The 23,988-nt window shown below is 60.7% G+C and carries 25 protein-coding genes; 20 read left to right on the top strand and 5 right to left on the bottom strand.

Annotated elements, in window-relative coordinates; all coding sequences use genetic code 11:
* Window positions 1-60: 60 nt before the first annotated feature.
* Window positions 61-1,029 (bottom strand): NUDIX hydrolase, encoded by a 969-nt coding sequence (locus NKJ26_RS14405; protein WP_352695839.1) that lies wholly within the window; start codon window positions 1,027-1,029, stop codon window positions 61-63.
* 170 nt (window positions 1,030-1,199) lie between these two features.
* On the opposite strand from NKJ26_RS14405, the gene panB reads away from it, so the two are divergent.
* The 6 genes from panB to NKJ26_RS14375 all read left to right on the top strand — a co-directional run bounded on the left by panB (window position 1,200) and on the right by NKJ26_RS14375 (window position 5,330).
* Window positions 1,200-2,060, top strand: coding sequence for a 3-methyl-2-oxobutanoate hydroxymethyltransferase (gene panB / locus NKJ26_RS14400; RefSeq protein WP_352487472.1), 861 nt, complete (start codon window positions 1,200-1,202; stop codon window positions 2,058-2,060).
* Window positions 2,057-2,920 carry a pantoate--beta-alanine ligase gene (panC, locus tag NKJ26_RS14395; protein ID WP_352695837.1) on the top strand — a complete coding sequence of 288 codons (864 nt, stop codon included), beginning with the start codon at window positions 2,057-2,059 and terminating at the stop codon, window positions 2,918-2,920. Before panB ends, panC begins: the two co-directional genes overlap by 4 nt.
* A gap of 92 nt (window positions 2,921-3,012) precedes the next feature.
* On the top strand, window positions 3,013-3,738 hold the full coding sequence (locus NKJ26_RS14390) for a LuxR family transcriptional regulator (RefSeq protein ID WP_352567809.1): 726 nt from the start codon (window positions 3,013-3,015) through the stop codon (window positions 3,736-3,738).
* Window positions 3,739-3,831: 93 nt separating this feature from the next.
* Complete coding sequence (locus NKJ26_RS14385; protein WP_352695836.1) at window positions 3,832-4,464, top strand: acyl-homoserine-lactone synthase; 633 nt, start codon at window positions 3,832-3,834, stop codon at window positions 4,462-4,464.
* Between the two features lie 22 nt (window positions 4,465-4,486).
* A complete protein-coding gene (locus tag NKJ26_RS14380) occupies window positions 4,487-4,861 on the top strand; it encodes a transcriptional regulator domain-containing protein (protein ID WP_352567811.1) in 375 nt (124 codons plus the stop codon).
* A 67-nt stretch (window positions 4,862-4,928) separates the two neighbouring features.
* The gene (locus tag NKJ26_RS14375) at window positions 4,929-5,330 is read left to right on the top strand and encodes a DUF2285 domain-containing protein (RefSeq protein WP_352567812.1); all 402 of its coding nucleotides are present in this window, start codon (window positions 4,929-4,931) and stop codon (window positions 5,328-5,330) included.
* 750 nt (window positions 5,331-6,080) lie between these two features.
* Here NKJ26_RS14375 and NKJ26_RS14365 read toward each other — a convergent pair.
* Together NKJ26_RS14365 and NKJ26_RS14360 are read right to left on the bottom strand one after the other, a co-directional pair.
* On the bottom strand, window positions 6,081-6,257 hold the full coding sequence (locus NKJ26_RS14365; protein WP_023762808.1) for a class I SAM-dependent methyltransferase: 177 nt from the start codon (window positions 6,255-6,257) through the stop codon (window positions 6,081-6,083).
* A gap of 35 nt (window positions 6,258-6,292) precedes the next feature.
* Window positions 6,293-6,466, bottom strand: a complete 174-nt coding sequence (locus tag NKJ26_RS14360; protein WP_352604117.1) for a hypothetical protein — start codon at window positions 6,464-6,466, stop codon at window positions 6,293-6,295.
* 255 nt (window positions 6,467-6,721) lie between these two features.
* Between NKJ26_RS14360 and glmS the strand changes: the two genes are divergently transcribed.
* Window positions 6,722-8,542: a glutamine--fructose-6-phosphate transaminase (isomerizing) gene (gene glmS / locus NKJ26_RS14355; RefSeq protein ID WP_352695833.1), complete on the top strand. Its 1,821-nt coding sequence runs from the start codon at window positions 6,722-6,724 to the stop codon at window positions 8,540-8,542.
* Window positions 8,543-9,062: 520 nt separating this feature from the next.
* A complete protein-coding gene (locus NKJ26_RS14350) occupies window positions 9,063-9,317 on the top strand; it encodes a helix-turn-helix domain-containing protein (protein ID WP_023735822.1) in 255 nt (84 codons plus the stop codon).
* A 920-nt stretch (window positions 9,318-10,237) separates the two neighbouring features.
* Here NKJ26_RS14350 and NKJ26_RS14345 read toward each other — a convergent pair.
* On the bottom strand, window positions 10,238-10,627 hold the full coding sequence (locus NKJ26_RS14345) for a hypothetical protein (protein ID WP_023735820.1): 390 nt from the start codon (window positions 10,625-10,627) through the stop codon (window positions 10,238-10,240).
* Window positions 10,628-11,030: 403 nt separating this feature from the next.
* On the opposite strand from NKJ26_RS14345, the gene queC reads away from it, so the two are divergent.
* The 3 genes from queC to queE are packed head-to-tail and all read left to right on the top strand — an operon-like array spanning window position 11,031 to window position 12,816.
* Window positions 11,031-11,729: a 7-cyano-7-deazaguanine synthase QueC gene (queC, locus tag NKJ26_RS14340; protein ID WP_023766604.1), complete on the top strand. Its 699-nt coding sequence runs from the start codon at window positions 11,031-11,033 to the stop codon at window positions 11,727-11,729.
* A complete protein-coding gene (queD, locus tag NKJ26_RS14335) occupies window positions 11,729-12,085 on the top strand; it encodes a 6-carboxytetrahydropterin synthase QueD (RefSeq protein ID WP_023735818.1) in 357 nt (118 codons plus the stop codon). The genes queC and queD overlap by 1 nt, the downstream gene beginning before the upstream one ends.
* Window positions 12,082-12,816, top strand: a complete 735-nt coding sequence (gene queE / locus NKJ26_RS14330) for a 7-carboxy-7-deazaguanine synthase QueE (protein ID WP_023735817.1) — start codon at window positions 12,082-12,084, stop codon at window positions 12,814-12,816. The genes queD and queE overlap by 4 nt, the downstream gene beginning before the upstream one ends.
* A gap of 335 nt (window positions 12,817-13,151) precedes the next feature.
* Here the strand turns inward: queE and hemN are convergent, their stop codons facing one another.
* Window positions 13,152-14,501 carry an oxygen-independent coproporphyrinogen III oxidase gene (gene hemN / locus NKJ26_RS14325; RefSeq protein WP_352695831.1) on the bottom strand — a complete coding sequence of 450 codons (1,350 nt, stop codon included), beginning with the start codon at window positions 14,499-14,501 and terminating at the stop codon, window positions 13,152-13,154.
* A gap of 154 nt (window positions 14,502-14,655) precedes the next feature.
* Between hemN and NKJ26_RS14320 the strand changes: the two genes are divergently transcribed.
* The 9 genes from NKJ26_RS14320 (at window position 14,656) to ccoS (ending at window position 23,955) form a co-directional block, all read left to right on the top strand.
* On the top strand, window positions 14,656-15,402 hold the full coding sequence (locus tag NKJ26_RS14320) for a Crp/Fnr family transcriptional regulator (protein ID WP_023766606.1): 747 nt from the start codon (window positions 14,656-14,658) through the stop codon (window positions 15,400-15,402).
* Window positions 15,403-15,945: 543 nt separating this feature from the next.
* A complete protein-coding gene (gene ccoN, locus NKJ26_RS14315; protein WP_352441140.1) occupies window positions 15,946-17,556 on the top strand; it encodes a cytochrome-c oxidase, cbb3-type subunit I in 1,611 nt (536 codons plus the stop codon).
* A gap of 11 nt (window positions 17,557-17,567) precedes the next feature.
* Window positions 17,568-18,299, top strand: a complete 732-nt coding sequence (gene ccoO / locus NKJ26_RS14310; protein WP_352695829.1) for a cytochrome-c oxidase, cbb3-type subunit II — start codon at window positions 17,568-17,570, stop codon at window positions 18,297-18,299.
* Between the two features lie 11 nt (window positions 18,300-18,310).
* A complete protein-coding gene (locus NKJ26_RS14305) occupies window positions 18,311-18,460 on the top strand; it encodes a CcoQ/FixQ family Cbb3-type cytochrome c oxidase assembly chaperone (RefSeq protein ID WP_023766610.1) in 150 nt (49 codons plus the stop codon).
* A 2-nt stretch (window positions 18,461-18,462) separates the two neighbouring features.
* Window positions 18,463-19,326, top strand: coding sequence for a cytochrome-c oxidase, cbb3-type subunit III (gene ccoP / locus NKJ26_RS14300; protein WP_023809313.1), 864 nt, complete (start codon window positions 18,463-18,465; stop codon window positions 19,324-19,326).
* 129 nt (window positions 19,327-19,455) lie between these two features.
* Complete coding sequence (gene ccoG, locus NKJ26_RS14295; RefSeq protein ID WP_352695828.1) at window positions 19,456-21,015, top strand: cytochrome c oxidase accessory protein CcoG; 1,560 nt, start codon at window positions 19,456-19,458, stop codon at window positions 21,013-21,015.
* Window positions 21,012-21,509, top strand: a complete 498-nt coding sequence (locus NKJ26_RS14290) for a FixH family protein (protein WP_352695826.1) — start codon at window positions 21,012-21,014, stop codon at window positions 21,507-21,509. The genes ccoG and NKJ26_RS14290 overlap by 4 nt, the downstream gene beginning before the upstream one ends.
* Entirely contained in the window at window positions 21,506-23,788 is a 2,283-nt protein-coding gene (locus tag NKJ26_RS14285) for a cation-translocating P-type ATPase (RefSeq protein WP_352695824.1), read from the top strand. Before NKJ26_RS14290 ends, NKJ26_RS14285 begins: the two co-directional genes overlap by 4 nt.
* Window positions 23,785-23,955 (top strand): cbb3-type cytochrome oxidase assembly protein CcoS, encoded by a 171-nt coding sequence (gene ccoS / locus NKJ26_RS14280; protein WP_352695822.1) that lies wholly within the window; start codon window positions 23,785-23,787, stop codon window positions 23,953-23,955. Before NKJ26_RS14285 ends, ccoS begins: the two co-directional genes overlap by 4 nt.
* Window positions 23,956-23,988: the final 33 nt, after the last annotated feature.

The following is a 23,988-nucleotide window of genomic DNA, read 5'->3' as shown; positions in this document are numbered from 1 at the left end:
CTCCCGCTTATACTCTAATTGAAAATAACCAGCATATACTTACTGTGAGTATAAGGGATGTCAACCCCGCGCCAGCGGCAATTTTGTCCCGGCGATGAGCCTATCGTCGAGAACGGCGTGGCGGAAACGGAAAAGCTTCGCTGGCCGGCCGCCGGTCTCAGTGGTGGCCTCTCCGGTCTCCTCGACCAGCTCCTGCTGTTCGATCAGTCGGCGAAAGTTCGGCTTGTGGATGAGCCTGCCGGCGAGCGCCTCCACGGTTCGCTGCAGCTGCAAAAGCGTGAAGACCGGCGGCATCAGCTCAAAGACGACCGGCCGGTATTTGATCTTGGAGCGCAGCCGCGCAATGCCGGTCGCCACGATGCGGCGATGATCGGCGACCATGGACTTGCTGGGCACCAGCGGAGGGGGCGCCGCGTCCCGCCCTCTTACGGCCTCTTGGACCAGGCCTGCTTCGTAGACTAACTCATAGCGTTGAAGCGTGAGTTCCTCGTTCCAAAGGCGGTCGTCGAAGCCGAAGGCTATCGTCGCCCGCTGCCAGCGTTCACGTCGCGTGGCCGAATCGCGGACGCCGTTTGCCCATTCAATCAGGCGTGGTCGCAGAACGTCCAGCACGACCGGAGGCGTGCCGGAGCGGTGGTCCTCCCATGGAAAATATTCATACCAATTCTGCCATCCGCACTTGGGCGAGCCCGCTGCCTGTTCCTTGCGGGTCAATGCAAGATAGCTGATGGAGATGACGCGCTGCTGGCGCTCGGCGCCGATGCGATCCCGATCAGCGAACGTGTAGAGTTGCTCAATGTACCCCAGCCGATGGCCGGTCTGCTGCTCGACCCACCCCCTCAAGCCGGATTGCAGCGATCGGTGCTCAAGCGCAAAGGGACCGGAGGGCAAGGTGTCTGCCTGGCCGATGGTGAGCACACAGGGTTCACTGTCGTTTACGGCGACGACAAGGGCGATCAGGTCCACTTTGACGTCGTCGGCCTTGAAGGCGGCTCTGTCTTTCCTGAGTCCTATTGCCTGATCGTCCATGTTCGCGAATTACTTGGCCAGCTCGGGGGACCTTAATCGATTTAGTGTAAGCGCGCCTGTCGGCACGTCAACACCCCACAGCTGCAAGGGCATTTTTAGCTCTTCGCACCTGCACAAAAATGTGCCAAAGGCGACACCCGCGGTTGGTAACGTAGGGGAAGGAGGATCCATTGAGCGCGTTTGGTGACACCAAGGCGATCACACCGCCGGATATTCGTTCGCGCAAAGGTGGGACGCCGCTCGTCTGCCTTACCGCCTACACCACTCCAGTCGCCCGGCTTGTCGATCCCCATTGTGATGTGGTGCTCGTCGGCGACAGCGTCGGCATGGTTCTCCACGGCCTGCCCTCGACGCTCGGTGTCACGCTGGAGATGATGATCACGCACGGCCAGGCGGTGCGCCGTGGCATCAAGCAGGCGCTGATGGTGGTCGACCTGCCGTTCGGTTCCTACGAGGAAAGCCCAGAGCAGGCTTTCCGAAATGCTGCGCGCGTCATGTCGGAGACCGGCTGCACTGCCGTCAAGCTCGAAGGCGGCGAAACGATGGCAGAGACGATCGGCTTCCTCGCCGCACGCGGCGTGCCCGTCATGGCTCATGTCGGCTTGACGCCGCAGGCCATCAACGCCATCGGTGGCTACCGCGTGCAGGGCAGGGGCGGGGATGCCGAGCGCATCAGGCGCGACGCAATTGCGGTGAGCGAAGCGGGCGCCTTTGCGGTCGTCCTGGAAAAGGTTCCTGAAGCGCTCGCCCGCCGGATCACCGGGGAGGTGGCGGCCCCGACCATTGGCATCGGTGCCTCGGCAGCCTGTGACGGCCAGATTCTCGTCGTCGACGACATGCTCGGCCTCTTCGGCGACTTCCGACCCAAGTTCGTCAAGCGCTATGCTGAACTGGGGGAGGCGGCTGCGGCTGCGATCGCTTCCTATGCGCACGAGGTGAAGGAGCGCCAGTTTCCGGCCGCCAAGCACGTGTTTGCCGATGCGCCCAAGCCCGCCGACACGGACGCCACCAAGAGCGGAGAAGCAGCGTGAGCGTGCCGATCGTCAGGAGCGTTGACCAGCTTCGCGAAATCGTCGCCGCATGGCGCCGCGAGGGCGTGAGGATTGCCGTGGTGCCAACGATGGGCGTCCTGCATGAGGGCCATCTCAGCCTGGTGCGCGCTGCACTCAAGAAAGCAGACCGTGTGATCGTGACGCTCTTCGTCAACCCGAAGCAATTCAATAGCCAGGCCGATCTTGCCGCGTATCCGCGCACCGAGGACGAGGATGCCGCCAAGCTGGCACCGGTTGGCGCGCACCTGCTTTATGCGCCAGATGCAGAGGAGATGTATCCGGCGGGCTTCGCCACCACCGTTTCGGTGTCCGGTGTCAGCGAGGGCCTGTGCGGTGCCTTCCGGCCGGGACATTTCGATGGCGTGGCGACCGTCGTCGCCAAGCTCTTCCTGCAGACCAGCGCTGACTTCGGCTTCTTTGGCGAAAAGGACTTTCAGCAAATTCACCTGGTCAGGCGCATGGCCCGGGATCTGGATATTCCAATCACCATTGTTGCCTGTCCGACAGTCCGTGAAGCCGACGGTCTTGCGCTATCATCGCGCAATGTGCGGCTCTCGCCAGCGCAACGCGCTGTTGCTCCCAAGCTATCATCGGTCCTGCTCAAGACGGCTGAGCGGCTTGGGCGCGGCTCACCCGTCCTGCCAACGCTTGCAGAATCTCGCGCAGCAATTCTGGCTGCAGGCTATCGCGAGGTCGAATACCTGGAACTTCGCGAAGAGGCAGATCTGCACCCGATGACAAACCTTGATCGACCGGCACGGTTGCTTGCCGCGGCCTGGCTCGGCGGCACACGTCTCATAGACAACGTCAGACTATTTCGGATTGGTTCAACAGATTAGCCACGTTCTCGGCACGCGCTGTATCCGTCCGGGATCGTTTAAAACAAGGTCTCTGCCTGGCATTGAGCGAACGGAGGTTACGCACAGGGCAAATGCATCGCGTGTTTGAGAACTTCGTCGAGCAACTGTCTGCAAGTGTTGATGCTGCCGATCTCTGTGAGGCAATGGCCTCCGCTGCAGCCGGCTTCGACTTCCCGCTATTCGCCTATTTCACTTACCCGTCGGCCTCCGGCGACGCCCCCCAATTGATTTCAAACTATCCTTCATCCTGGACGTCACGTTATCTGCAACAGCGGTACCACAGTCTCGATCCGGTCATCCTGCGCGGGCTGCAAGGCTGGGATACATTCGATTGGGGTGTGGATCGCGCTCGACACTGTCTGCCGAATTCGCAGCAACAAATTCTGGAGAGTGCGGCTGAGTTTGGCATCTGCGGCGGCCTGACGATGTCCATGCATGATCATCTCGGCCGGTTTGCTGCCCTGACCTTTGCTTCCGACCAGTCCCGTCCGCCTCTGTTGCGGTCACTGGCACGTTACGAAAAAGCATTGCAGCTGGTGGCCATCAACTTTCATATCCACGTCCGGCGCAGGCTCGCCGACGATCGCGTGGTGGATGGTGTAACGCTCACCCCGCGGGAGTTCGAGTGCCTGAAATGGGCGGCGCGCGGCAAGTCGGCTTGGGATATCAGCCAGCTTCTCGGCGTCTCAAAGCGCACCGTGACTTTTCACTTGGAAAACGCCAAGGCAAAGTTCGGCGTCCGAACGATCAACCAGGCCGTTGCACGAATGGCTGCCTCCGGCCAGACAAGATCCTGATTCTTCAGCCACGATACCTGTAAACCTCTACAGGCTGCATCGCTGTCAGCTTTGCCCTTCGATGGCGGGAACACATCCCACATGGAGGCGACCATGATGCAACTGATAACACCAGACTTTTACAACGAGTTTGCAAGCGAACTCAAAGAGATGCACGGGCTCAGGTTTCGGGTGTTCAAGGAAAGGCTCGATTGGGAAGTTGATACCGAAGACCAGATGGAATCCGATCCGTTTGATGCTCTGAAGCCCGTCTATCTGCTCCTCAAAGGATCCGACTGGCGAATTCGCGGTTGCGTGCGTCTTCTGCCCAGCACCGGACCCACAATGTTGCGCGACACCTTCCCGGTGCTGCTGGGTGCTGACGTCGTGCCCTCGACCACCGACATATGGGAGAGCAGTCGTTTCGCGCTCGATCTTCCTGCGTCGGCGCCCAAGGCTGCGGGCGGGCTGGCCCAGGCGACCTACGAGCTCTTCGCGGGCATGGTCGAGTTCGGCTTGGCCAAGGATCTGACCCGGATAGTAACGGTGACGGATACGCGCATGGAGCGGATCCTCCGCCTGGCTACGTGGCCATTGTCGCGCATCGGAGAACCCAAATGCGTCGGCAAAACGGAGGCGGTGGCTGGGTTTCTCGAGATTTCCCACGCGAGCCTTTTGCGCATCCGCAGCAGGGGACGTCTGATTGGACCGGTACTGTGGCAACCGGTTCTAGGCCCGTCGGCATAGCGCCATAGTGGACACCTGAGCCATGAAGGATGCTGGTCTGTCCAAGGAAGCGACGGTCGGCCTTGTATGCTGGCCGGACTGGCGTCGCCAGGACGCTTACCACTACGCCAGACAATTGCCACGCACTGGCTGGGCCTGGGAGTTTCTTCGGCGCAATCCACAATTCCAGCGCGACCACGCCAAAATGGCACCGTCCGCCTGCTTTGTCGGAGCCCAGGCCGACATGAAGATAATCGAGTTGACGACAGAATCAGCTTTCCTAAGACAATGGTGCCTCCTCTTTCGCGGACGCGCCACAGTCGGACGCTACATCGGCAAGGGTCTTTTGGGATCCACGCGATTGCGCCTGTATTCTACGAGCGGCTGCGGAGCCGCTTGGGCTCGACCACGATTTTGAACCGCTTCACCTTTCTTCGCTCTCATGCTGCAAGGACATCCTGCTGACAGCTGCGGGCGTGCAGCACGTGCTGCTGAGGGAGAACTGCCGGAGTCTGCAGATCGCCGTTTCCGGTGCGTCCGTCCTCCGCCCGTTGCGGCTATATGTCGACGCGATCCTTCAGCCGCGCCACCTCAAGTTCCATGTCTCTGCCCTTCAGTTCCTGAACGACGTCAATGGTTGCCGCCGTCTGTCAGCTGCTTGCTTTCCGCCGGAACACCGCGGAGCGCGTCTGCGTATCGTACTCCAGGCTTTGGATGGCTCGCTCGCGGGAGCATCTCATCAGGAGGTCGCCATTGCCTTGTTCGGCAGACGCCGTGTCGAAGAAGATTGGCGTCATCCAGGTGGCCATCTTCGCGATCAGGTACGTCGCGCCATCCAACGTGGCCGCTACCTGATGGGCGGCGGCTACAGACAGTTCCTGAGGTAATTGGGGTGGTTGTGATTGTCTTATTCGAACGCGCAACCTCCATTTTCTCACTGCAATTGTGCGTTGCGCAAAACGTGGCAAGCGCCTAGTTCTTCCCGCGGCGAATCCGGTTTCGGCGAAGCACTGAGACCCAACCTTCGTCGATAAGTGCCTTCATGCCCTGAGAATCCCGATGACCGTTAGGAACCCCGACAAAGCCGGCGCTGCAAGCCTTGAGACAATCGCGCGAAACGGCAGCATGCTGCGTCGCATAGCCGTACGCATTCCGACCTACCTGTCGGATATTCGCGAGAACCCGGCGTGGCTGCCCATGTTCATGTTGGCGCGCACCATGCCGGCACGGAGAATGCACTGGCGTGGTGCAAAGCCGGTCCGAAGGTCAAAGAGCCCAGGACACGATGTTTGCCGGTGTCAATTGCCACGACGTTGTCGACGCGCTGCAGATGGATGGGCTTTTTCCCGGCCTAGTCCTGCCAACAATGGTGGCTGAAAATGTAGCCGCATTCGCCAGGTGCACACCTTGTTTCGGCAATTTCGATCGCCGACTCGAATTCATGCCGGCGGAGCATGTGGAGGCTGAGGCGCGGTTTGGCCGTCCGTTGCTCAGCGGCCATTATTTCGAGCGCATTCTGGGCTGTAACTCGGCCGTTGCCGTCCAAAACGATCCGCTGCTCATGGATATTAGCCTGAGTTCGCTTCGCGGGCCGCGCGGCTCGCCCAGGACCGTCGTCGTCTCGCGCGGCGCCGGTGTCAGTTGACGATGGCATAATGCCCGCCGGGGGCGAGCGCCTCGCGCACGGCACGTGCCAGCCGCGGTCGGTCCGGGACGCCATGGAAAGCGTTGGCCATGAAGACGAGGTCGACGGGGCGTGACACCAGAGTAGCGAGTTCATAGGCGTCGCCGGCGACGAATTCGCAATTGGTCACGCCGGCGCCGGTAGCGGCGCTGCGTGGCCTCCAGCTTAGTCAGGCAGTCCGGCATGTATGAGCATTGTGCCGCCGACTTCGGCATCGGCGATGGTCTGTCTCGGCGACAAGCTGCGGCGACGGCTGTGCCGATCGCCACGGTCGCCCGCCATGTCGTCGCCATAGACATCGACGCCGACCAAGGGCTCGCAGGCCGGTCGTCCGTCCACTGTCCAAGGCCTGCTGGCCTTTCTGAGGCCGTGATCCTGCCGCGGGTGAGTTTGCGATTCTCATAAGAGCGTCAGGCGCGAATAGAACTTTAGGTCCCCACAGCAGCCGACCTATCCATGGGGTGGATGGTAGTGATCACTACAATCAATTGTACCAATATCATGGAATACTACTACAAGGCCGCCACTTAAAGCGGCCGGATGGGTATCCGTCTCGCGTGGGCTGATGCTGCCCGCAAAAATGCGGAGACGAACATGTGCGGGATTGTTGGCATCGTTGGGCAACAGCCGGTGTCGGATCGGTTGATCGGCGCGTTGAAGGGTTTGGAATATCGCGGCTATGATTCCGCCGGCGTTGCGACGATCATCGACGGTGCCTTGCACCGCCGGCGCGCCGAGGGCAAGCTCGTCAATCTCGAGAGGCGACTGAAGGAAGAGCCGCTGAGCGGCAAAGTCGGCATCGGCCACACGCGTTGGGCAACCCACGGGGCCTCGACGGAACGCAATGCGCACCCGCACTTTACCGACGGTGTCGCCGTCGTCCATAACGGCATCATCGAGAATTTCACCGAGCTGAAGGAGGAATTGGCGGCGGATGGCGCCGAGTTCCAGACCGACACCGACACCGAGGTCGTTGGGCATCTCTTGGCAAGATACCGCCGCGAGGGCATGAGGCCGCAAGAGGCCACGCGTGCCATGCTGAAACGCGTCAGGGGCGCCTATGCGCTTGCCATCCTCTTCGAAGATGAACCGTCGACCATCACGGCGGCGCGCAACGGACCACCGCTGGCGATCGGTCACGGCGACGGCGAGATGTTCCTGGGCTCCGACGCGATCGCTCTTGCGCCCTTCACCAATGAAATTACCTATCTCATGGACGGCGACTGGGCCATTGTCGGCAATTCGGGCGCCCATATCTTCGATATCGACGGCCATCCCGTCGAGCGTCCGCGCCATATCTCCACGGCCGCGGCCGATCTGGCCAACAAGGGCAGCCATCGCCACTTCATGGAGAAGGAAATATACGAGCAGCCCGAGGTCATCGCCCATGCTCTTCGTCATTACATCAACATCATAGAGGGTCGCGACATGGTTCCTGGCATCGATTTCGCCAAGGTTCCGAGCTTGGCGATCTCTGCCTGCGGGACCGCCTATCTCGCCGGACTGATCGGAAAATACTGGTTCGAACGCTATGCGCGCCTGACGGTTGAAATCGACGTTGCGTCTGAATTCCGTTACCGCGAGATCCCTTTGCCGCCGCAGTCCGCGGCTCTTTTCATTTCGCAGTCCGGCGAAACCGCCGATACGCTTGCATCGTTGAGGTACTGCAAGGAGCGTGGGCTGAAAATTGGCGCTATCGTCAATGCCTGCGAATCGACCATCGCTCGGGAGGCCGATACGGTCTTCCCGATCCTTGCCGGACCGGAGATCGGCGTCGCCTCTACCAAGGCTTTTACCTGCCAGCTTGCCGTTCTAGCCGCACTCGCCCTCAGCGCCGCCAGAGCCCGCGGGACCGTCCCCGAAGGCGAGCTGCAGGCACTCGTCAGGAGCCTCGCCGAATTGCCGCGCGTCATGGGCCAGGTACTCAACAGCATCCAGCCGGAGATCGAGTTCTTGTCGCGCGAACTGTCAAAGTGTCGTGACGTCCTGTATCTCGGCCGTGGCACCAGTTTCCCGCTAGCGATGGAAGGAGCGCTGAAGCTCAAGGAGATTTCCTACATCCATGCCGAAGGCTATGCAGCGGGTGAATTGAAGCACGGGCCAATCGCATTGATAGACGAGAACATGCCGGTGATCGTCATCGCGCCCCATGACCGCTTTTTCGACAAGACCGTCTCCAACATGCAGGAAGTGGCTGCCCGTGGAGGGCGGATTATCCTCATCACCGATAAAAATGGGGCAGCCGCATCGAAACTCGACACCATGCACACGCTCGTGCTGCCGGTAGTCGACGAGATTATCGCGCCAATGATCTTCTCGCTGCCGATACAGCTTCTTGCCTACCACACGGCGCTCTTCATGGGGACAGATGTAGACCAGCCGCGCAATCTCGCAAAATCGGTCACGGTCGAATGATTGTGAACCTGTACAGATGGCGAAGCTCTCGATGGAAAGCTACCCTTTGGCTGGATCCGGATGAAAACCAGATGACCAGTGTTTGCTGGAATTTGGAATCCCTTTTTTCGGCCGGTCGATCGGGGCACAGGGCGATCGAGCTTCCTAGAGCCGACGTCAGCACGCAGCCGGGGGCTTTCAAGAGTGGGTCTTTCGCTCCCCCGCCGGTGGAGATTGGCCGAAGGAAGCAGTGTCCGTACCGGGAGTTCGAGTTGGTGTTCAGAGTTCCAGGGCCCCCTCCTGAGATGGCCTGATCGGCTGTAGCGCATCCGACCTGCGATCCTTCGCGAATAATTCTCGCCGTTGGCTTTCTTGATTAGAAGGAGGTGAGCCGCCATATTCCGACCCAGCTCCTAATTCAGGCGGCCCATTCCATGGATGAGGCCGGTTCGGCTGAATGGACGTCCATTTTTTGATTTGCTTGGTCTGCGCCGCCGGGGGGGTATCTCCCGAGGGAGCTCCCATGTTCTTGGAGATGTTTATGAACGATTCGCGCATTCCCGAACCAGTCTTGACGGCTATGTCGCAGGGGACCCACATCGTCCGCGCTTATCGTGAGCACCTTGGGTATTCGATCGAGGACCTGACGGTCGCGAGCGGGCTTGCCGCTGAGGAAATTCAAAACATCGAGCGAGGTCTGAGGTACAACAAGGGATATCGGGATCGGATAGCGAGATCGCTTTCCATACCTGTGGGAATCCTTGAGGCAGAGTCGCACATTTCGGACGCCGCCTGATCAGTCGGATGATCCGCAATGGGTGGACTACCGCTCTTGTGATGTGAAGCTTGCGGCTGATTGTAGACGCTGATTCCGTTGGGATGCCTCTGGCGCAGTACCGCCAAGAGAATCTCGTCAACTTTCCGATGCAGGAACCCTTCACATGGGCTCGCCAACAACAAGGCGATATAGCCGCCCGGAGTGCTACGAAACGTGCACGAGGGCATCGGCTCGCGACGAAGGATTGTAACGGCGAACTCTTGGTAGTTCGGCGAGGCGATGCTGGCGCTTGAGCATCAACTCGGCCTACGAGAGTGGCTACTGGCTGAATCGGCCAACATGGCCGGCATCGCGCCGCTCTGAAAATAACATGGCGGGCATCCTGACGTTTCCGGGTTGACTATGGGTGTTCGAACCACGAAAAGGGGCCGCTCTTCGTGAGTGGCGTGCGCCGGCAGTCTAACCCCAAGCCCCCCCGCCCAGGCTGCCGGCGCGCTTCTAGAAAGATCGAGGTAGGCACTCGCTGCGCTCTGCCCGCCGACACCTTGTGCTTCCTCCAGCGAGTCCAGCGGACCACCATGGGTGTTGCAGTTCTGGTGCTTACCCACGTCCATTTGCGATCTCGGGTCATTGAGAGTACCGCAAGCACCCTCTCTGCTGGATGGCAACGCGGCTCGCGCCGCCCGTATGCAGCGCAAGCTCCATGCATGAGGTCATCCCTTCAAAATACTTGATGCAGCTGCGCTTGCGTAGCTCCTTGCATGCGCTCGATGCCAGGAGGAGACCTCTGTCTACGCTCGCATCGATGCAACGCCGTTGATCACCATCATCGCGGCGACCGCTTCGCGGGGGCCGCAGCCGTTTTGGAGCATGACGATCATGCCGGCGCCATCGCAGTGACGCACATGCAAAATTCACAGATGCATTCTCGCCCAATGCTAGGTGCCCAGCATATGTCCGGCATCCCGCAACGCGGCTACGAAGAGACGGGCATTGCCGTTGGCATCCATCTTGGCCTGCATCGACAGGGGCATCCTGTGCCAGCTCTCCAAGGACGCAATGTAATGTGAGAACATACCGTTAACGATGCAATAGTGGGTAACTAGGCCGTGTACATCCAACGCCAGCACGCCGAATTGGCCGCCGTGATATCGGATGGCTGCGACCCGCTGGACCTGCGCGTCACCGTCGATCCGCACGTCGAAAAGCAGGATTCCGCGGCTCCTGGTGGCTATCTCGGCGGCTTTTTCAGCGAAGCTCAACGAGAGCGAGCGGACGCTTTCGACTGCCATCTGTAAAACCATCAAGTTCAGTTCATCCACTGACATAAGGTACCTGTGCGCAAGACATGGGTGATTGCAATCGACCACACCGCTTGTTCACAGATGTCGGCTCATCACCGGTTATTCAGGGTTTGCCGGTCATCTTTGCGGCAAGCCATCCGGGCTCCTTGTACCCTGCAACCGTTGCAGTGTCGTCCCTCGGCGCTCGGAACCGCCAGGCTCTGCTCGTCGAGAACTTTGTCCGCGAGCAGCGGCCGCTTGAGCATTCCGCTGAAGCGTGACGTCTCATCAGTCCGTGTCCTTGCAGCTCACCGCGAGGGCGTTTTGCGCACCGCACGCAAGCGCACGAAACTGGTCTCCGTTCACTTCACAAAATGGTTTTCCTGAAGTACTGGAGCGCAGAGAAATCTCCGGTCGCAGCCTACCCGGTTAAAACAAGGACCCAACGATGAAGACTCTCGTCGTCTGCTCCGGCGGATTGGATTCCGTTACTCTTGCTCACAAGGTGGCAGCGGAGCACCAGCTTACCGGCCTGCTATCGTTCGATTACGGCCAACGGCATAGGAAGGAATTGGGCTTCGCCACCCTTTGCGCGGAGCGCCTGGGCGTCCCGCAGCGAATCATCGACATCCACGAGATCGGCGGCGGCCTTTCCGGCTCCGCGCTGACCGACAATGTGGACGTGCCCGATGGGCACTATGCCGAAGATACGATGAAGGTAACGGTGGTGCCCAACCGGAACGCCATCATGTTGGCCATTGCCTTCGGCCTCGCCGCAGCGCAAGACGCTGACGCGGTGGCGACGGCCGTGCATGGTGGGGATCATATTGTCTATCCCGATTGCCGTCCGGCCTTCATCGATGCTTTCCAGATGATGCAGGACCACGCGCTCGACGGCTACGCGCAGATTCGCCTTTATGCACCCTATGTGAACCTGACGAAGGCGGACATTGTTAGGGATGGAGCCACATACGGCACGCCCTTTGCGCAGACCTGGTCCTGTTACAAGGGCGCCGAGCGTCATTGCGGGAGGTGCGGGACCTGCGTCGAGCGGCGTGAGGCGTTCCACATCGCTGGGCACCCGGACCCAACCGAGTACGAGGACTCCGACTTCTGGCTCGGAGCGCTGCGAAGGACCACCGCGTAATGTTCCGCATCACCAAGGAATTCCACTTCTCAGCCTCGCATCAGCTCACCTCATTGCCACCCGATCACCAATGCGCGCGCCTGCACGGACATAACTACATCGTCGAAGTGGAGCTTTCAGCGAATGGACTGGACGATCACGGCTTCGTGCGCGACTACCACGATTTGGCGCCATTCAAACGCTACATCGACGAGAGCTTCGACCACCGACATCTCAACGACGTGCTGGGACACGAGCAAGTCACGGCGGAATATCTGGCCAGACATTTCTACGACTGGTGCAAGGCACGCCTGAGCGAAACCGCGGCCGTGCGGGTGAGCGAAACGCCGAAAACCTGGGCGGAATACCGGCCATGACCAATACGCATCCCGCAATCCGCGTTAGCGAGATTTTCGGGCCGACGATCCAGGGCGAGGGCGTGCTCATAGGTTTGCCGACGATCTTCGTCAGAACCGGCGGGTGTGACTTTCGCTGTTCCTGGTGCGACAGCCTGCATGCTGTGGACAATCAATTCCGCCATGAATGGGAGATGATGTCCGTCGGCGCGGTGTGGAAAAATGTGCTTGCGCTTTCCGGTGGCCGCCCGCTTATGGTGTCACTGTCAGGCGGCAATCCGGCCATCCAGCCGCTCGGCGCGCTCATCGACCGAGGCCATGGTGACGGTTACCGTTTTGCGCTGGAAACCCAAGGTTCGCTTGCCAGGGACTGGTTTGCGCACCTTGACGTGCTGATCCTCAGCCCAAAGCCGCCGTCAAGCCAAATGACGACAGATTGGGCCGCTGTCGAGGCGTGCCTCCAGGCGGCACAAGGCAAGCCCCAAATCGTGCTCAAGCTCATTGTTTTCGACGAAAGGGACTACGCCTACGCGAAAGACGCCGCTGCGCAATTTCCGCAACTTCCGATCTATCTGCAACCCGGCAATCACACGCCGCCACACCCGGCAAATGATGACGCGCCCGTCGACCTTGACGGAATATTGAAGCGCATGGAGTGGCTGGTTGACAGCGTGACCCGCGACAAATGGTTCGAAGCCCGCGTGCTACCGCAGCTGCACGTTATGCTCTGGGGTAACAAGAGAGCCGTCTAGGCCAGGCCCTTTCCACCGGAACTGCACCGGCATATTCGGCTGAACGGGTGGTTCAACGTTGACCGCGCTGCCGGGGTGCTTGCGGACTTCTGCCACCGGCCCAAGTGTTGTCAGCCGCTTGCACGGCACCTTGCATTCTCCTTGCAAGGTCGAAGGGAGCTGTCGCCGACAACCATGATCTGACAGGCAGGGCATGAGCGGGCGATATCGTCGCTATGCCAAGACGCGTCTGGTCCGCTTCGAACCGTCTCGGCCGACGGTCGCCGGTCAACAGTGGAAAACGATCGCAATCGGTTCACGATCGAGTGAGAGCCATGACCGTTCCTCTGCGGTGCTCAGACTGCCGCCGAGTGCCTGGCCGTTCCAGTTTCGAAATATTTGTCGAACCTGGCCGCGATGCTTCGGACGAAAGGGCGACTTTCAGCCGGCACAACGAATTTGTCGCCATCAAGTTCAAGCAATCGAACCGGATCGTGGAGGGCCATGGAACTTGACTGAAGGAGGAGCCTCTGGCCGGCCTCGCCGAAGCGTTCCACCAGATCGATGGCCGAGAAGGCGAAGTCGCACATCAGCCGCTCGATGATCCAGCCGCGAACGCGGTCGTCGTTGGAAAGTGCGATACCCCGAACAGCGGCCAGCCCGCCGTCATCAACCGTGCATCGATATTCGCTGGTCGAAGGCATGTTCTGCGCATAGCCCTGCCGAAACTGGCTGATGGACGATGGGCCTAGCCCAATCAAGGTTTCGCAGCAATCGTCGGTGTAACCCTGAAAGTTCCGGTGCAGTGTTCCGGCGCGGGCGGCAAGCGCGAGCGTATCACCCGGCTTGGCGAAATGGTCGATGCCGATTGCTTCGTAGCCCTGGTCCACGATCGCCCGCGCCGCCAGTTGCAATTGAGCAAATCTCTCCGCGGGACCGGGCAGCCATGCCTCGTCGATCATGGTCTGATGTTTCTTGAACCACGGCACATGGGCGTAACCAAAAAGCGCAATCCGGTCTGGTTCCAGGGTCAGCGCCTGCGCAACGGTGGAGGAGACGCTCTCCCTCGTCTGGTGCGGCAAGCCGTAGAGCAGGTCCAAATTGACGGATTCGACGCCGCGTGAACGAACGCCGTCGACAACCGCTTTGGTCTGCGAAAAACTCTGCTCGCGGTTGATCGCCTTCTGAACCTTCGGCTCGAAATCCTGGACGCCGAGGCTGGCCCTTGTCATGCCGATTTCGGCGAGTGCATCGAGGCGGGCTTCGTCCATATCGTTGGGTTCGATTTCGACGCTGATCCTGGCGTCGGGAAGAAATGCGAAGCTGTTGCGCAGGACGCTTCCCAGCGCCACAATATCCTCAGGTTCCAGCATCGTCGGGGAACCGCCGCCGAAATGAACCGCGCGAACTCGGCCCTTGCCGGTAACAAGGCCGCCAACCGTGGCGATCTCCGCATACAACGAGCGCAGATAAGCGGCCACCGGCTCGTAGTGGCGGGTCTGTTTGGTATGGCACGCGCAGAACCAGCAGAGCCTGTCGCAATAGGGAATATGCAGGTAAAGCGATATCTCGTCACCACCTTCGAGCGCCTCCAACCAGCCTCGGTAAACGACGGCATCGACGCCCGCATGGAAATGGGGCGCAGTCGGATAACTGGTATAGCGCGGGACGTTCTCGCCAAGTCTGGCAGCTAGCTTTTGTCGCATGTCGTGGTCCACCGTGTTTGCGTCGCCCGAACTGTGGATGCTTGGATGAGCCTAAGCCCTGATTTCGATCAACCTTCAGCACGGACAAACTGCCGCAAGGATTTTTCTACCGTGGATTGCTATCCTGCCCGCACTGGACCGGTAGAGCGATCGAATGACATTACGGCAGGATATTCACAGTTCCGGCATTCCCGTTCTTTGCTTGCCTTGCGAGGCACGGCGCCGCGGTGTCTGTGGCGCGCTCGAGCCAGACGATTTGGCTCAGCTCGCCAAGACGTCGTCGCGGCACAATATCGAGCCGGGGGTCGAACTGATCGGCGACGCCGAGGCGGTCGACTGTTATTCAAACGTGCTTTCAGGCGTGGTGAAGCTCACGAAGAGCCTTTCGGACGGCCGCCAGCAGATCGTCGGTCTCCAGTTCGCGCCGGATTTTCTGGGACGGCCCTTCAAGATGAAAAGTGCGATCAATGCGGAAGCGGCAACAGCTGTCTCGCTATGCTCGTTTCCGAGAGCGGCCATCGAACGGATGATGAAGCAGTCACCCGAATTTGTGCATCGCCTGCTCAAGCAGGCGCTGAACGAACTTGACGAGGCCCGCGAATGGATGGTGACTCTGGGGCGCAAGACCGCACCAGAGAAGGTGGCGAGCTTTCTCCTCATGATTGCCCGGAACATCGACTCCAATGTTGACCCGGCGGCTAGGTCGGCGTGCTTCGAGCTGCCGATGACGCGTGCCGACATCTCTGATTTCCTTGGAATCACTAACGAGACCGTGAGCCGTCAGCTGACCAGCCTGAGAATGGACGGCGTGATTCGGATCGAGAACAACCGCCGCGTCACCGTGGACAGCATGAGCCGGCTGGAACGGCGCTGCGGCGGCCGAGGCGCAATAGCCGTTTGAATGACACGAAGCTGCATGGCCCACGCCACTTACTTCATTCGGGGCAGGGCATGCTCGCGTTGGGCTCAGAAGACATCGCGTAGCGACAGCCCGTTCTAATTCCGATCGTATACGCCAGTTGCGTTTGGGCTCGTCGGCGAAGCATCCACACTTGGCCGAAGTCAATATGCCTCATACGCAGGCGAAAATCGCCGTCCAAACTATAAATGTCGCGAAGGCAGCGCAACGCTGGCGCTGGCTGTTCCAAGGCATTGAAACGATCGACGTTCGGTAAGGCATCGGCCTGCTTACCAGCGTCAAGGTGCGCTTCCCCACACGCCCACGGTCGCCTCCTACCCGGGCCCCGACTGGGGACGCCGGGCCTGTCCATAAACCGTCGGCCGGTGCTGCACTTCCACATTCGGCACAGTCTGATCGCACCGAACTCGATGCTGCTCGAAGCAAAATGGTGCGGCTCTGACATGGATCAGGGCGAGCAGGCGACGGCTGCGCAATAAGGCACCGCGGTTTGGCATCCGCCGGAATTGGAAATCGGGGCTTGCGATGAAATTCGGCAAAGAAATCGTGCTTCTAAGCCTGTTCGCATTCGCGGCTTTGGTGGCCGCTGGCGCTGGGGTGGATGAACCCTTTCGCCAGCATATGTGGGTCTTGTTCTTCGCCTTGGCTGGCTTCACTGCGATCCTGTTGCGCAACACTGAGTTCAAGCCTGCCGCGCCGATCGACCCGTCCGCTTACATGGACGGGCCAATCCGCTATGGCGCCATCGCCACCATGTTCTGGGGTGTCATCGGCATGCTTGTCGGCGTGGTCATCGCGCTGCAGCTTGCCTATCCCGATCTCAACATCCAGCCCTGGTTCAACTTTGGCCGTTTGCGGCCACTGCATACGTCGGGAGTCGTCTTCGCCTTCGGCGGCAACGCGCTGCTTTGCACGTCTCTCTATGTCGTGCAACGCACCTGCCGCGCCCGGCTGTTCGGCGGCGATCTCGGCTGGTTCGTGTTCTGGGGCTACCAGCTCTTCATCGTCATGGCCGCAACCGGATACCTGCTCGGCATCACCGAGAGCCGCGAATACGCCGAGCCCGAATGGTATGTGGACATCTGGCTGACCATCGTCTGGGTCGCCTATCTCATCCTGTTCCTCGGCACGATCCTGAAGCGCAAGGAACCCCACATCTACGTCGCCAACTGGTTCTACCTGTCCTTCATCGTCACCATCGCGATGCTGCATGTGGTCAACAACCTCTCCATGCCCGCCTCCTTCCTGGGCTCGAAGAGCTATTCGGCTTTCTCCGGGGTCCAGGACGCTCTGACGCAATGGTGGTATGGCCACAACGCCGTGGGCTTCTTTCTGACCGCCGGCTTTCTCGGCATGATGTATTATTTCGTACCCAAGCAGGCGAACCGGCCGGTCTATTCCTACCGGCTGTCGATCGTCCATTTCTGGGCAATCATCTTTCTCTACATCTGGGCTGGACCCCATCATTTGCACTACACCGCCTTGCCCGATTGGGCGCAGACGCTCGGCATGGTGTTCTCGATCATGCTGTGGATGCCGTCATGGGGCGGCATGATCAATGGCCTGATGACGCTGTCGGGCGCCTGGGACAAGCTCCGCACCGATCCGATCATCCGCATGATGGTGATGGCCATCGCCTTCTACGGCATGTCCACCTTCGAGGGCCCGATGATGTCGATCAAGACGGTCAACTCGCTGTCGCACTATACCGACTGGACCATCGGACACGTCCATTCGGGCGCACTCGGCTGGGTTGGCATGATCTCGTTCGGCGCGCTTTATTACATGGTGCCGAAGCTGTGGAACCGTGAACGGCTCTACTCGCTGCGCCTCGTTACCTGGCACTTCTGGCTGGCGACGCTTGGCATCGTTGTCTACGCGTCGGTCATGTGGGTGTCCGGCATCATGCAGGGCCTGATGTGGCGCGAATACGACGAGCAGGGCTTCCTGGTCTACTCCTTCGCCGAAACCGTGGCCGCCATGCACCCCTACTACATCATGCGCGCCATCGGCGGAGCCATGTACCTGTCCGGCGCCCTGATCATGGCCTGGAACATCGCCATGACCATCCTTGGCTACCGGCGCGAGGAGGATCCGATGCCCGGCTCCGTTCCCGCCCTCCAGCTTGCGCGATGATGAGACAGAAAATGAGGTTGATGAACAGACACGCGGTCATCGAGAAGAACGCTACACTTCTTCTCCTCGGGTCGCTGCTGGTCGTGACAATCGGCGGCATCGTCGAGATCGCGCCGCTCTTCTATCTCGACAACACGATCGAGAAGGTCGAAGGCATGCGGCCCTACTCGCCGCTCGAACTGGTCGGGCGCAACATCTATGTGCGTGAGGGATGCTATCTCTGCCATAGCCAGATGATCCGGCCGTTCCGCGACGAAGTCGAGCGCTATGGGCATTACAGCCTGGCGGCCGAGTCGATGTACGATCATCCTTTCCAATGGGGATCGAAGCGCACCGGACCGGACCTCGCTCGGGTTGGCGACCGCTACTCGAATGTATGGCATGTCGAGCACCTCACGGACCCTCGTTCCGTGGTGCCGGAATCCATCATGCCGAGCTATGGCTTTCTGAAGGATACGCCGATCGCGGTGAAGGATTTCTCGACGCATCTGGTTGCCAACAGGCGCGTCGGCGTCCCCTACTCCGACGACATGGTCGCTAACGCCAATGCCGATTTGATGGCGCAGGCTGATCCCAATGCCGACACGTCCGGCCTCGAGGCCCGCTACCCCAAGGCCAGGATCGGCGATTTCGACGGTGATCCGCAGCAAGTCACCGAAATGGACGCCCTGGTTTCTTATCTCCAGATGCTCGGCACGCTTGTCGATTTCAAGAACTACGATGAGACCGCCGGCTACCGCTGAGGACAATGGCGATGACGTACAATTTCATGCGGGAGTTTGCCGACAGCTGGGGCCTGCTTGCCATGGCTCTTTTCTTCATCGGATCCGTTGCCTTTGCACTTCGTCCCGGCAGCCGCAGGCAAGCCGGCGAAGCAGCTCAAATTCCTCTGAAGGAGGACTGATCATGAGCAGCGATCACATTGACGAGGTTTCCGGCATCTCGACGACCGGTCATGAGTGGGACGGCATTCGCGAGCTCAACAACCCGCTCCCGCGCTGGTGGGTCATCACCTTCTACATGACCATAGTCTGGGCGATCGGTTACACAATTGCCTACCCGGCATGGCCGCTGTTGCACTCCGCGACAAAGGGTGTACTTGGCTATTCCAGCCGCAACGAAGTCAAGAACGAGTTGTCCGCGGCCGAAGCGGCAAAGGGCAAATATGTCGCCGCAATAGAGTCGAAAAGTGTTTCGGAGATTGCTGCGGATGACACGCTGCGCGAATTCGCCGTCGCTGCCGGCGCCGCCGCGTTCAAGGTCAATTGCGTGCAGTGCCACGGTTCTGGCGCCCAAGGGTCCAAGGGCTTTCCGAACCTAAATGACGACGACTGGCTGTGGGGCGGCGAGGTGGACCAGATCCAGCAGACGATCGCTCATGGCATCCGCTTCGCCTCCGACCCGGCTACGCGCCTGTCGGAAATGCCGGCCTTTGGCGACATCATCACCGCCGATCAGATCAAACAGGTCAGCACCTACGTTGCCAGCCTGTCCGGCACTGTCGGCGATCAATCGTTGGTCGCGCCCGGCGCCAAGGTCTTCGCCGAAAATTGCGTGGCCTGTCACGGCGACAATGCAAAAGGCAACAAGGAACTCGGCGCTCCAGATCTGACCGACGCCATCTGGCTCTACGGGTCAGGCGAAGCGGCCATCGCCGCCCAGGTCACCGCGCCGAAACAGGGCGTGATGCCGGCCTGGGGCGCGCGCCTCGGCGAGACCAAGGTCAAGGAACTGGCGGTCTACATCCATTCGCTTGGCGGCGGAGAATAGGAGCAGAAGCCTATTCTCGTCCTCCCCCTCCCGCCAAGCGACGAGGCCCGGCGCAAGCCGGGCCTCGGCATCATCCAGAACCGATGAGTCGGCTTCCGGCGAAATCGTCGCTGGTAACTGGAGCTTCTCGTGCTTGATAACTCGCAAATAGAAAGGATCGAACCCACGCCGGTCGACTCCGCCAAGGTGCGTCAGCCAATGTACGCCGCGCGCAAGAAGATCTTCCCGAAGCGGGCCTCGGGCAGCTTTCGCCAGTTCAAATGGCTGGTGATGGCGGTCACGCTCGGCATCTACTATCTGACGCCGTGGCTGCGCTGGGATCGGGGCTCGTTTAGCCCGAACCAGGCCGTGCTGCTCGATGTCGCCAACCGGCGTTTCTATTTCTTCTTCATCGAGATATGGCCGCAGGAATTCTACTATGTCGCCGGCCTTCTGGTCATGGCCGGCGTCGGTCTTTTCCTGATCACCTCGACTGTCGGCCGTGCCTGGTGTGGCTACACATGCCCGCAGACCGTATGGGTCGATCTGTTCCTGGTCGTCGAGCGAGCCATCGAGGGTGACCGCAACGCTCGTATCAAGCTTGATGCCGGTCTCTGGACTCCCCGCAAGCTTGTGCTGCGGGTATCGAAACACGCCATTTGGCTGGCCATAGGCGCGCTGACGGGCGGCGCCTGGATCTTCTATTTCGCTGACGCGCCGACGCTGCTCGGCGAACTCTTCACCGGCACGGCAGCGCCTGTCGCCTACATCACCGTCGCGGTGCTGACGGCAACGACCTACACGTTCGGCGGGCTGATGCGCGAGCAGGTCTGCACCTATATGTGCCCATGGCCGCGCATCCAGGCAGCCATGCTCGATGAAAGTTCGCTCACCGTCACCTACAATGACTGGCGCGGCGAACCGCGCACGCGTCATGCCAAGAAGGTGCTGGCCGCAGGCCAGCTCGTGGGCGACTGCGTCGACTGCAATGCCTGTGTCGCGGTCTGCCCGATGGGGATCGACATTCGCTATGGCCAGCAGCTCGAATGCATCACTTGCGCGCTCTGCATCGACGCCTGTGACGGCGTCATGGACAAGCTCGGCAAGGAGCGTGGGCTGATCGCCTATGCGACGCTCTCCGACTACAACGCCAACATGATGCTGGCGACTGCAGGCGGGTCCAGCTCAGTCAATCCGGCGCTGGTCAGGACGGATGACGGCCTGTTTTCGGACAGAGTGGCGCATTTCCACATCCGCAAGATCTTTCGGCCACGCACCTATGTCTACATGGCTATGTGGTCGCTGATCGGCCTGGGCCTCCTCTACTCGCTGCTGACGCGCGACCGGCTCGAAATCAATGTCCTGCACGACCGCAATCCACAATTCGTGACGCTCTCCGACGGCTCGATCCGCAACGGCTACACCGTCAAGCTGCTCAACATGATCCCCGAGCCGAGGACGATCGTCGTAACCATGCAGGGCCTTGAAGGCGCTGACATCGTCGTCGTCGGCGACGACATCCCCGCAGGCCGTTCCTTCGCCATTCCGGTCGAACCCGACCGCCTGAAAATGCTGAGGGTCTTCGTTCGCCAGCCGGCGGACCAGATCCGCGCTCCGGCACAGACCTTCAAGTTCCGCGTCGAGGACAGAGCCAGCTTCGAGTCGAACGAGTACACCGCCACCTTCAACGCGCCGGAGACTGCCAGATGAGCGCCAGAACACAAAAAACCCGCGAATTCACCGGCAGGCACATGTTGGCCATCATCCTGGCCTTTTTCGGTGTGGTCATCGCGGTCAATCTGACCATGGCGACGCTTGCCAACACGAGCTGGACCGGCCTGGTCGTCGAAAACACCTATGTGGCGAGCCAGCAGTTCAACAGGAAGGCCGAGGAAGGGCGGGCGCAGGCAGCCCTCGGCTGGACCGGCAAGCTGACCATCGCATCGGGTGAAGTCCGCTACGGCCTCATCGACGCCGCCGGCAAACCGGTTCCCTTGCATGGCGTGAAGGCGCTGTTTCGCCATCCCGCTTACGAAAAAGAGGATGAATCCATCAAGCTCGTCCTCGCCTCGGGTCAGGAATTCGCCGCCCAGCATTTGCCGAAGGATGGTGTCTGGATCGTCGAAGTCGACGCCGATGCCGGCCTGGATAAACCGTATCGCGACGTCCGCAGGATCATGATTTCCCATGGAGCGCTGCAATGAGCTGTTGTGCGCCGGGTGCTGAAATGGCGCTTGATCTGGTCAACGCCGGATCGGTCCTGCCGTCCAGCCAGGAGATCAGGCTGGCGAGCCGATCGCTTGGCGATGATCTCCGCCAGACCGATCTTTCGGTCCCCACGGTTCATTGCGCGGCCTGCATCCAGGCGATCGAGACAGCACTGGGAAAGCTCGATCAAGTGGAGAGCGCTCGTGTCAACCTGTCGACGAAGCGGGTCGCGGTCCGCTGGCGTGGAAACCAGGTACCACCATTCGTCGCCGCGCTGGGACGGCTGGGCTACGAGGCGCATCTGTTCGACCCCGAGGTCGACAACAAGGACAAGACGCTTTCGGAGCTGATCCGCGCCGTTGCTGTCGCCGGCTTTGCGGCGGGCAACATCATGCTGCTTTCGGTCTCTGTCTGGTCCGGTGCTGAAGGCGCTACCCGCGACCTGTTCCACTGGGTCTCGGCGCTGATCGCCATCCCCGCCCTCGCCTTCGCCGGCGGCATCTTCTTCAAGTCAGCCTGGAATGCGCTGCGTCACGGCCGCATGAACATGGATGTGCCGATCGCCGTCGGCGTGTCGCTGGCCTACGCCATGAGCCTCTATGAGACGATCACCCATGGCGACCACGCCTATTTCGACGCGTCGGTGTCGCTGCTGTTCTTCCTCCTGATCGGCCGCACGCTCGATCACGTGATGCGCGAACGCGCCCGCACCGCCGTCAAAGGCCTGTCACAGCTCGCGGCGCGTGGCGCCATGGTGCTGCGCGGCGATGGCGCACGCGACTATCTGCCGGTAGGCGAGATCGAACCAGGCATGCTTTTGCTGATCGCGGCCGGCGAAAGAATCCCCGTCGACGGCAAGATCACGCGTGGGACATCGGACGTCGACTGCTCGCTGGTCTCGGGCGAGAGCACGCCCAGAAGCGTGGCGCCAGATGATGCCGTCCAGGCCGGCGTGCTCAACCTCACCGGCCCGCTGACCATCAAGGCGACAGCCGCCGCTAAGGATTCGTTCCTGGCGGAAATGGTTCGGCTGATGGAAGCCGCCGAGGGTGGCCGCGCGCATTACCGCCGGATCGCCGACCGCGTTTCGGCGCTCTATGCGCCAGTGGTGCATCTCACCGCCTTCGCGACATTCCTCGGCTGGATGGCGGCGACCGGCGACTGGCACCGGGCCATAACCATCGCCATCGCCGTTCTCATCATCACATGCCCATGCGCACTAGGCCTCGCCGTGCCGATCGTCCAGGTGGTCGCCGCTCGGCGTCTGTTCGAGCACGGCATCATGGTCAAGGATGGTTCGGCCATGGAGCGCCTGGCAACAATTGATACAGCGGTGTTCGACAAGACCGGAACGCTCACGCTCGGCCAACCCCGGCTGGTCAATGCGAGCTCGATTGATCCGGCCATGCTGGCAATCGCGGGAGACATGGCTGCGCACTCGCGTCACCCGTTTTCAAAGGCCATAGCCGGCTTTGCCCGCCTTGGCGGGCAGCACAAATTCGATGCCGTCACCGAGCAGCCGGGATTCGGCATCGAAGCCGCTGCCGCCGGTAGCACCTGGCGGCTGGGTCGACGCGGAGGATGGAAAGCCCGCACCGGCCGCGAAGGCAGACATGGCTATGGCGGGACGGTTCTGACGAAAGACGGGATCATTGTCGCGACCTTCGATTTCGAGGATGCGCTGCGCGTCGACGCCAGGGCAGCCATCGATCAACTGCACAACGCTGGTATGTGCGTGGAGATGCTGTCGGGCGACACCGCGAAAGCCTGCGCCGAGGTTGCGGACGGGCTTGGTGTCGATGATTTCGTTCCCTGCCTGCTGCCGTCCGGCAAGGTTGAACGCATCGAGACGCTGGCGAGGGACGGGCACAAGGTTCTGATGGTTGGCGACGGGCTCAACGATACGCCGGCGCTGAGCGCTGCGCATGTCTCGATCGCACCCGCCACCGCCCCCGACATTGGCCGCAATGCAGCCGACTTCGTTTTCCTGCGCGAAAGCCTCTTGGCGGTCCCGCTGGCTGTTGACGTATCGCGCAAGGCGGGAAGCCTGATCCGACAGAACATAACAATTGCGATCGTTTATAATGCTGTTGCCGTGCCGATCGCCATTCTGGGCCATGTTACGCCTCTTATCGCCGCGGTCGCGATGTCAGCCTCGTCATTGCTCGTGGTTGGAAATGCCATGCGTCTGCAAGGCTTCGCAACGGGTGCGTCGTCCGCGATTGCGCGGCAAGACAGGCCCGCGCGGGCCGGCGCCTTGGCTCAATCGTCATGACGACGCTCGTCTACCTCATCCCCGTAGCGCTATTCCTTGGCGCACTCGGCCTGTCCGGCTTCCTTTGGGCGTTGAGAAGCGGCCAGTACGAGGATCTCGATGGCGCGGCGGAGCGCATTCTCATCGACAGCGACGACGGCGCGGAGAATGCCACTCGTTCCACGTGACTCAGATCAACGCGCCGCGGGTCGGGATGTCCT

It is taken from the genome of Mesorhizobium sp. M0152 (assembly GCF_040322415.1).
Lineage (GTDB): Bacteria > Pseudomonadota > Alphaproteobacteria > Rhizobiales > Rhizobiaceae > Mesorhizobium.
This window is presented reverse-complemented; position numbering and strand designations above follow the sequence as displayed.

Excerpts from the sequence above, each read along its gene's own strand:
- NKJ26_RS14405 (WP_352695839.1), bottom strand. The coding sequence starts at position 1,029 with ATGGACGATCAGGCAATAGGACTCAGGAAAGACAGAGCCGCCTTCAAG.
- NKJ26_RS14390 (WP_352567809.1), top strand. The coding sequence starts at position 3,013 with ATGCATCGCGTGTTTGAGAACTTCGTCGAGCAACTGTCTGCAAGTGTT.
- NKJ26_RS14385 (WP_352695836.1), top strand. The coding sequence starts at position 3,832 with ATGATGCAACTGATAACACCAGACTTTTACAACGAGTTTGCAAGCGAA.
- NKJ26_RS14380 (WP_352567811.1), top strand. The coding sequence starts at position 4,487 with ATGAAGGATGCTGGTCTGTCCAAGGAAGCGACGGTCGGCCTTGTATGC.
- glmS (WP_352695833.1), top strand. The coding sequence starts at position 6,722 with ATGTGCGGGATTGTTGGCATCGTTGGGCAACAGCCGGTGTCGGATCGG.
- NKJ26_RS14350 (WP_023735822.1), top strand. The coding sequence starts at position 9,063 with ATGAACGATTCGCGCATTCCCGAACCAGTCTTGACGGCTATGTCGCAG.
- NKJ26_RS14345 (WP_023735820.1), bottom strand. The coding sequence starts at position 10,627 with ATGTCAGTGGATGAACTGAACTTGATGGTTTTACAGATGGCAGTCGAA.
- queC (WP_023766604.1), top strand. The coding sequence starts at position 11,031 with ATGAAGACTCTCGTCGTCTGCTCCGGCGGATTGGATTCCGTTACTCTT.
- queD (WP_023735818.1), top strand. The coding sequence starts at position 11,729 with ATGTTCCGCATCACCAAGGAATTCCACTTCTCAGCCTCGCATCAGCTC.
- queE (WP_023735817.1), top strand. The coding sequence starts at position 12,082 with ATGACCAATACGCATCCCGCAATCCGCGTTAGCGAGATTTTCGGGCCG.
- hemN (WP_352695831.1), bottom strand. The coding sequence starts at position 14,501 with ATGCGACAAAAGCTAGCTGCCAGACTTGGCGAGAACGTCCCGCGCTAT.
- NKJ26_RS14320 (WP_023766606.1), top strand. The coding sequence starts at position 14,656 with ATGACATTACGGCAGGATATTCACAGTTCCGGCATTCCCGTTCTTTGC.
- ccoN (WP_352441140.1), top strand. The coding sequence starts at position 15,946 with ATGAAATTCGGCAAAGAAATCGTGCTTCTAAGCCTGTTCGCATTCGCG.
- ccoO (WP_352695829.1), top strand. The coding sequence starts at position 17,568 with ATGAGGTTGATGAACAGACACGCGGTCATCGAGAAGAACGCTACACTT.
- NKJ26_RS14305 (WP_023766610.1), top strand. The coding sequence starts at position 18,311 with ATGACGTACAATTTCATGCGGGAGTTTGCCGACAGCTGGGGCCTGCTT.
- ccoP (WP_023809313.1), top strand. The coding sequence starts at position 18,463 with ATGAGCAGCGATCACATTGACGAGGTTTCCGGCATCTCGACGACCGGT.
- NKJ26_RS14290 (WP_352695826.1), top strand. The coding sequence starts at position 21,012 with ATGAGCGCCAGAACACAAAAAACCCGCGAATTCACCGGCAGGCACATG.
- NKJ26_RS14285 (WP_352695824.1), top strand. The coding sequence starts at position 21,506 with ATGAGCTGTTGTGCGCCGGGTGCTGAAATGGCGCTTGATCTGGTCAAC.
- ccoS (WP_352695822.1), top strand. The coding sequence starts at position 23,785 with ATGACGACGCTCGTCTACCTCATCCCCGTAGCGCTATTCCTTGGCGCA.